Annotated in this window: 8 protein-coding genes; 7 read left to right on the top strand and 1 reads right to left on the bottom strand. The window is 40.0% G+C overall.

The window, feature by feature from the left end:
- Positions 1 to 124 precede the first annotated feature (124 nt).
- Positions 125 to 781, bottom strand: a complete 657-nt coding sequence (locus RYP29_RS07900) for an NAD(P)H-binding protein (protein WP_311532970.1) — start codon at positions 779 to 781, stop codon at positions 125 to 127.
- 202 nt (positions 782 to 983) lie between these two features.
- On the opposite strand from RYP29_RS07900, the gene RYP29_RS07895 reads away from it, so the two are divergent.
- The 7 genes from RYP29_RS07895 to RYP29_RS07865 form a co-directional block, all read left to right on the top strand.
- Positions 984 to 1,229 (top strand): type II toxin-antitoxin system prevent-host-death family antitoxin, encoded by a 246-nt coding sequence (locus RYP29_RS07895; RefSeq protein WP_311532969.1) that lies wholly within the window; start codon positions 984 to 986, stop codon positions 1,227 to 1,229.
- Positions 1,230 to 1,231: 2 nt separating this feature from the next.
- Positions 1,232 to 1,552 (top strand): type II toxin-antitoxin system RelE/ParE family toxin, encoded by a 321-nt coding sequence (locus RYP29_RS07890; protein ID WP_311532968.1) that lies wholly within the window; start codon positions 1,232 to 1,234, stop codon positions 1,550 to 1,552.
- Positions 1,553 to 1,742: 190 nt separating this feature from the next.
- On the top strand, positions 1,743 to 2,252 hold the full coding sequence (locus tag RYP29_RS07885) for a surface exclusion protein (protein WP_311532967.1): 510 nt from the start codon (positions 1,743 to 1,745) through the stop codon (positions 2,250 to 2,252).
- A 162-nt stretch (positions 2,253 to 2,414) separates the two neighbouring features.
- On the top strand, positions 2,415 to 3,989 hold the full coding sequence (locus RYP29_RS07880) for an ABC transporter ATP-binding protein (protein ID WP_311532965.1): 1,575 nt from the start codon (positions 2,415 to 2,417) through the stop codon (positions 3,987 to 3,989).
- Positions 3,982 to 4,791: an ABC transporter ATP-binding protein gene (locus RYP29_RS07875; RefSeq protein ID WP_311532964.1), complete on the top strand. Its 810-nt coding sequence runs from the start codon at positions 3,982 to 3,984 to the stop codon at positions 4,789 to 4,791. Before RYP29_RS07880 ends, RYP29_RS07875 begins: the two co-directional genes overlap by 8 nt.
- A 9-nt stretch (positions 4,792 to 4,800) precedes the next feature.
- Positions 4,801 to 5,469, top strand: a complete 669-nt coding sequence (locus tag RYP29_RS07870; protein WP_301836266.1) for an energy-coupling factor transporter transmembrane component T — start codon at positions 4,801 to 4,803, stop codon at positions 5,467 to 5,469.
- Positions 5,470 to 5,684: 215 nt separating this feature from the next.
- Positions 5,685 to 6,105: N-acetyltransferase family protein (locus RYP29_RS07865; RefSeq protein ID WP_311532963.1), on the top strand; the 421-nt coding region annotated here is incomplete at its 3' end.

Raw genomic sequence — 6,105 nt, 5'->3', positions numbered from 1 at the left:
TATTAGTATAGCGTAAATAACGTTGTTTATCTACATAAATAACCATAAATTATGGAAATAAAAAATCGGTATACATTTTCTTGAGAGAGAAATGTATACCGAAGGTGTTTGGTAGTTTTATAGTTTATAAAAACGATGGTTTATCGTAGTGTGTACCTGGTTCACCTACACCAATGCTAGCGCGACTGAATGGTGTTTCGTCTTCAACGTGTAGGATGTCATAAACGGCCTTTACCACAGCTTCGCGTGTAACTTGTGCGTCGTTGAATGGAGCGCCTTCTGCGATTAATTCATAATTTGTGTTCTCCATATTGTTATAGAGCCAAGGTAAACGCAAAATAGTGTAATTCAAGTTAGATTCTCGTAAAACGTTGCGCGCTTGACGTTCGCCTTGTACATAGCTAATTGGTAAATTATCGAAGGTCCATTTTTCCAAAACTTTTGGAAATTCGCCAGATAGTCCGGCCATGGATAAGCCGATGATACGACGAATATTTTGGTGAGATAGTGCTTTCACAATCGCTGCCATATCACTGCCAGTTTCCATAGCACTGAGGAATACGACTTCTGTATTTTTAACGGCTTCCTCTAATTTTTTAGGATTTTGAAAGGATCCTTCGATAATAGTTACCCGTTCGTGTTCTAAAATTTCCGGATGGATACGTGTGCTCAATTGACGTCCATATAATGTGATGTGCATATCTGTATATGTTAAAAGTGTTGCTGTCAATCGTTGTGCGATTTGGCCTGCAGCGCCTAAGATTGTGATATATTTGTACATGTAGACCTCCTGTGTGGGCGTAATTAATATATGCATTATATCATAACTATGTGACGAGGAAGTGAGAAAGCTATGTATAGAAAGAATCCAATTATAATGTTGTAAAATTTGCTGTTGAATTTACATGATAATTTAACTACAATAGTGATAAGGTATTTGCAAGATGAGTGTTATATCACTAAAGTATTTTGGAGGTGATAGTATGCCGAATATAAAACCTATTTCAGATTTACGTAATTATTCTGAAGTATTGCGTGATGTTGCTATAGATAGTCCAGTATTCTTAACTAAAAATGGTAGAGGCCGATATGCAATTATGGATATTCAAGATTATGAACGTGTAATGGCTACAATAAAACTTATGGGCGCTTTAGAGGTAGGTCGTCAATCTGGTGAAGAACAAGGTTGGATTTCATCAGAGCAACTAAAAAGTGAATTGGGGATTTAATTATGGATAATCAAATTAGCTATGCACCAAAAGCACGAGAAGATTTGCTTAAAATAAAATCCTTTATAGAAGAAGAAACCGGTGATATTGAGTTAGCTAAGAAAACTATTTCGGATATAGTGACTACAAATGATTTCTTAAGCGCTTTTCCAGAAATGGGACAGCGATTATTGATAAATATGGGGAGTAAAATTGAATATAGATATTTGCTTTGTCATAATTATTTAAGCTTTTACCGTTATTTAGATCGTACTATCTATATTGATAGAATATTAAATAGTAGACGTGATTATCTTAAAATACTATTAGATGAAGTACATTAGTTCTTAAAAGCACTATCGTTAATAGATGGTGCTATGAAATGATTTTAATAGTAACATGAAGATGCGTGGACACTCTTTATAATTTGAATACATTGTGATTTAATGATATAAAAGTTAGATTCTATTTAATCTTAATCTATAATTGAAAGAGAGAAGGCATTCATTACAAAATTATTTGGAGGGAACTAACATGAAATTTCTAGATCAATTGGGAGATGCGGTAAAGGATGTAAAAGAATTAGCTAAATCCAAGGCTAGTGTTGTGAAAGAATTAACTGCTGATGCAGCACAAGAAGTGAAGGTATTGGCTAAAGAAAAGGCGGCAGATGTAAAGGCTAAATCCGCTGATGCGGCGCAGGAAGTAAAGGTCTTGGTTAAGGAAAAAGCGGCAGATGTAAAGGCTAAATCTGCTGATGCAGCACATGATGTAAATGAACTAGTAAAAGCTAAGTCTGCAGATGTGGCAAAAGACCTAGAAGATACCCTTAAGGAGAAGGCTGAAGAGCTAAAACAAAAGGCTAGAGACGTGAAAGATATAACGGCGGACGCGGCTAAGGATATTACGGATACTGTGAAAGAAAAATCTGCAGGGGCAGCAAAAGACATTAGAGCGAAGGTCGCTGAAAAAACAGAAACTAAAGGAATGGCTGAAGAACCAAGTGAAGAAGTAGCAACAGAGACTGAAGAAAAGACTGAATAGGAATTTAGATTGAATCAACTAAGCGGCGGCATTGTTTATTCGGTGTCGCTTTATTTTTTGTAAGAGAGATATTATTGCATAGATAAGGATTATAAACTTTCACAATACCCATATAAATGATAAAATAAACAGTATATATTCTATTGAAGAAAAGAGGGTATTATGGAACGGATAAAGAATCTCGTGTACACCCATGATCAGGGTGGACAGTTTAGATGGGTAACGGTGAGCACCTTGATGCTCGCGTTGGGTACGATTTTGCACTTGGTGAGTCCAAGTTTTGCAGGGGTTACGCCAAACTGGATGATTTCTGCGTATTGCGTAGCAATCTTGTTGACGAAACCTAGTGTATCGCAAGCATTGGGCATAGGTTTAGTGGCGGCCTTGATTGAGGTGTTAACCTCCAAATCTGGTTTCCCTTATGGTAACTTGTTATCTGAACCAGCAGGGGCATTGGTAATAACATTTATTTCTCGCACCATGACATCTATGAACATCGGTAAAATTGGCTCCTTTGAAATCACGCCGATTGTAGGTTCATTCTTTACGACTGTCGTATCTGGTGGTATTTTCGTTACGTTGTTATGGCAAATTGCAAACTTGCCTAATAATGTATATCTCTACGCTATGTGGCCTCTCGTGTTAGTAGTAGCGGCTGTAAATGCAGCGATTACACCAGTATTGTACATTCCAGCTCAAAAGATGTTCGCTAAACGCGGTATGTTGCCTAGCGGTAGCGAAGCTTCTACTGACCATAGCGGACTCGTGATTGCGCCAGAACGGGATGCAAAGATTTCTATTGAGCACATGAATTATTATCATCCTAAGGCGACTGAGCCTACGTTAAAGAACATCAACCTCGATGTGCATGATGGCGATTTCCTCGTTGTAACAGGGCCTGCTGGTTGTGGTAAAAGTACGCTTTGCATGGCCATGGTAGGGGCGGTGCCTAAATTCTACGGTGGTCGCCTAGAAGGTATGGTGTTCGTAGATGGTAAGGCTACAACGCAATTGTCGATTCCTGAGTTAGCAAACCATGTCGGCGTTGTTCTTGCCGATTACGATACACAACTTGTAACGATGACGGTTCGCGAAGAAGTAGCCTTCGCTATGGAAAACCGTGGTTACGATCGAGCAACCATCGATGCTCGTTGTGCAGAGGTGTTTAAACAAGTTGGCATTGAAGGCCTTGAAGATCGTAAAATTACGAGCTTGTCCGGCGGTCAACGTCAACGTTTGGCGATTGCTTCCGTGTTGGCAACCAATCCATCTGTTCTCGTTCTCGATGAACCAACGAGTTCTCTTGACCCAGATGGGACAGCTGAACTATATCGCCTCGTTGGTGATTTAAACCGCAATCATGGTATCACTGTTGTGGTTATCGACCATGATTTGCATGCTGTATTGCCATATGCTAACCGCATGGCGCTTATGGTGAATGGTGAAATCGTATGCGATAGTGATGTGGCTACCACATTGGAATACATGTATAACAATGATATTTATGTAGAAGCGTTGCCATCCGTATTTACAACGTATATGGAATTGGAAAAGGCCGGTTACCATAGCGATGAACCTTGGCTTAGCATCGAATCGGCTATTAAGGGTCTTCATCACATCGAAATGGCCAAGGCCATCGACCGTTCTCGTTATGAACATACGAATGTAAATGGTGAAAGTCAAGCTCAACATGGTAATCCTATAGGTGAAAGTACAGGAGGTGGCGCACATGCTTAAGGTAGAAAACTTACGATTTGGCTATGTGCCTACCGTAGATATTTTTAGAAATGTAAACTTTATCATTCATGAAGGCGAATTTATTGCTGTTGGTGGTAAAAATGGTTGTGGTAAAACGACGATTACCCGTCTCTTAGTAGGTCTCGAAAAGGCTGCTGAAGGGCACATCCGTTATAACGGCAAGGATATTACATCTATGCCACCATCTAAACGAGGCCAATTTATTGGGTACGTATTCCAACAACCAGATCGTCAAATGTTTAGACCTACTGTGGCTACAGAGGTGGCGTTTGGTCCTGAATCCTTAGGTCGTTCTAAAGACGAGGTTACACACATTGTAGATGAAGTATTGGAGCGCTGTGGTATCAGTCATTTGCGCAACGAGTATCCACCTACATTGCGTCGTGGTGAAAAGCAACGCGTTGCTATTGCATCGGCATTGGCAATGCAGTCTAAAATTCTTATCCTCGATGAACCTACAAGTGGTCAAGATGGTAAGGAAACAAAAGAATTGTTAGCCTTATTACGTCAGTTGAACAGCGAAGGCCTTACAATCTTATTGATTACTCATGATATGGAAATCATGGCTTCTGAATGTTCCCGTGCCATCATCATGGGACATCGTACTGTATCTTTTGACGGCACACCAGAAGAATTATTTTCAAAATCTACCGATGAACTACATGATCTTGGTCTCACAAAACCGCCAAGTGTGGAGCTTTCACAAGCAGTACCAGGCTTAGGTTACTGCAAATCGATGGATGAATTACGGACGCGCCTTATCGCGCAATTGGCAGAATAGGAGGGGACCATGGAACGATTAGTACCATTAACAAAAATTTTGATGACCCTCGCTGTATCCGTATGGGCCATCTTCTTGCGGGATTGGATGTCATTGATGGCATTGGTTGTCGTAGAATTAGTAGCACTCTTGTTGACCGGTTTATTATGGAAACAATACAAGGCTGTATTTGCTTTAATCGTATTCGCCGTATTCTTAGGCGTTGTTCAATACTTAGGTAGCGGAGACGTTGTATCTGCTGTTGTATCCGGCCTTCGCATGTTAGCCATGACGCTCGTGTTTATTGCACTCTTGGCAACGACGAAGTTACAAGATCTAACAGCGGCCCTCGTAACACAATGCAAAATTCCTTATGAATATGCATTTATGTTTACCGCAGCCCTTCGCTTTGTACCTGATTTCATTGGTGAAAGCAAGGCTGTACAAGAGGCTCAATCTTGCCGAGGCCTTTCCTTAGACGGCAATATCTTTAAACGCATGAAATCCTATGGCTCCGTTATCCAACCGTTGCTTTTAAAATCCTTGGGCCGTTCTGAAACAATGGCATTATCCTTGGAACTTAGAGGCTTTGGAGGCAAGACACATAGCTTTGCAGCATCTGTAGGTCTTAAACTATTAGACTATATAGTGATTGTTGCGTTGATTGTGGTTACGCTTATTCTATTTGGAGTACTATAGAGATATAATGGACTATCCTCTATTGCTAGTCAGTGTTATATATTTATGATATACTGCAGATAGGTAGTGAAGCGTACAAAATTACCTACAATATAACAAAAAAGGACGAGTTGTAGCTCGTCCTTTTTCTTGCGTATTTTTTGTCTTATTCTGTAACCAATAGTTATAGGTAGTTACAACTAAGGTTATTTTTATAAACTGTTTTAGAGGAATATATGAGTGAATTAATAATTCGATCAATTGCAGAAGATGATGTGTGTGCTTGTTTATCTATTTACAACTACGAGGTCGAACATGGCGTAGCTACCTTAGATCTTGAGCCGCGCATATTGGAAGAGTGGCGTGAATGGTATAATGCGCACAGCGATGAGCATCATCCTATTATTGTAGGAACCATTGATAGCGTAGTGGTAGGCTATGCATCGCTTTCACCATATCGCCCCAAAGAAGCGTATAAGAGTACGGTAGAATTGTCCATATATATTCATCAAGATTACCGTGGCCAAGGTGTGGCAACACAGTTGATGGAACGTATTATAGCTATGGCGAAATCTGATGATACATTGCATAATGTGGTGTCCGTTATTACGGCCGGCAATGAGGGGAGCACGAAATTACATAATCGATTTGGTTTTA

The sequence above is a fragment of the uncultured Veillonella sp. genome, from assembly GCF_963534045.1.
In the GTDB taxonomy this organism is placed as follows: domain Bacteria; phylum Bacillota; class Negativicutes; order Veillonellales; family Veillonellaceae; genus Veillonella.
Note: the sequence above shows the minus strand (reverse complement) of the source record. Positions and strands in the feature narration are given on the sequence as shown.

Excerpts from the sequence above, each read along its gene's own strand:
- RYP29_RS07900 (WP_311532970.1), bottom strand. The coding sequence starts at position 781 with ATGTACAAATATATCACAATCTTAGGCGCTGCAGGCCAAATCGCACAA.
- RYP29_RS07895 (WP_311532969.1), top strand. The coding sequence starts at position 984 with ATGCCGAATATAAAACCTATTTCAGATTTACGTAATTATTCTGAAGTA.
- RYP29_RS07890 (WP_311532968.1), top strand. The coding sequence starts at position 1,232 with ATGGATAATCAAATTAGCTATGCACCAAAAGCACGAGAAGATTTGCTT.
- RYP29_RS07885 (WP_311532967.1), top strand. The coding sequence starts at position 1,743 with ATGAAATTTCTAGATCAATTGGGAGATGCGGTAAAGGATGTAAAAGAA.
- RYP29_RS07880 (WP_311532965.1), top strand. The coding sequence starts at position 2,415 with ATGGAACGGATAAAGAATCTCGTGTACACCCATGATCAGGGTGGACAG.
- RYP29_RS07875 (WP_311532964.1), top strand. The coding sequence starts at position 3,982 with ATGCTTAAGGTAGAAAACTTACGATTTGGCTATGTGCCTACCGTAGAT.
- RYP29_RS07870 (WP_301836266.1), top strand. The coding sequence starts at position 4,801 with ATGGAACGATTAGTACCATTAACAAAAATTTTGATGACCCTCGCTGTA.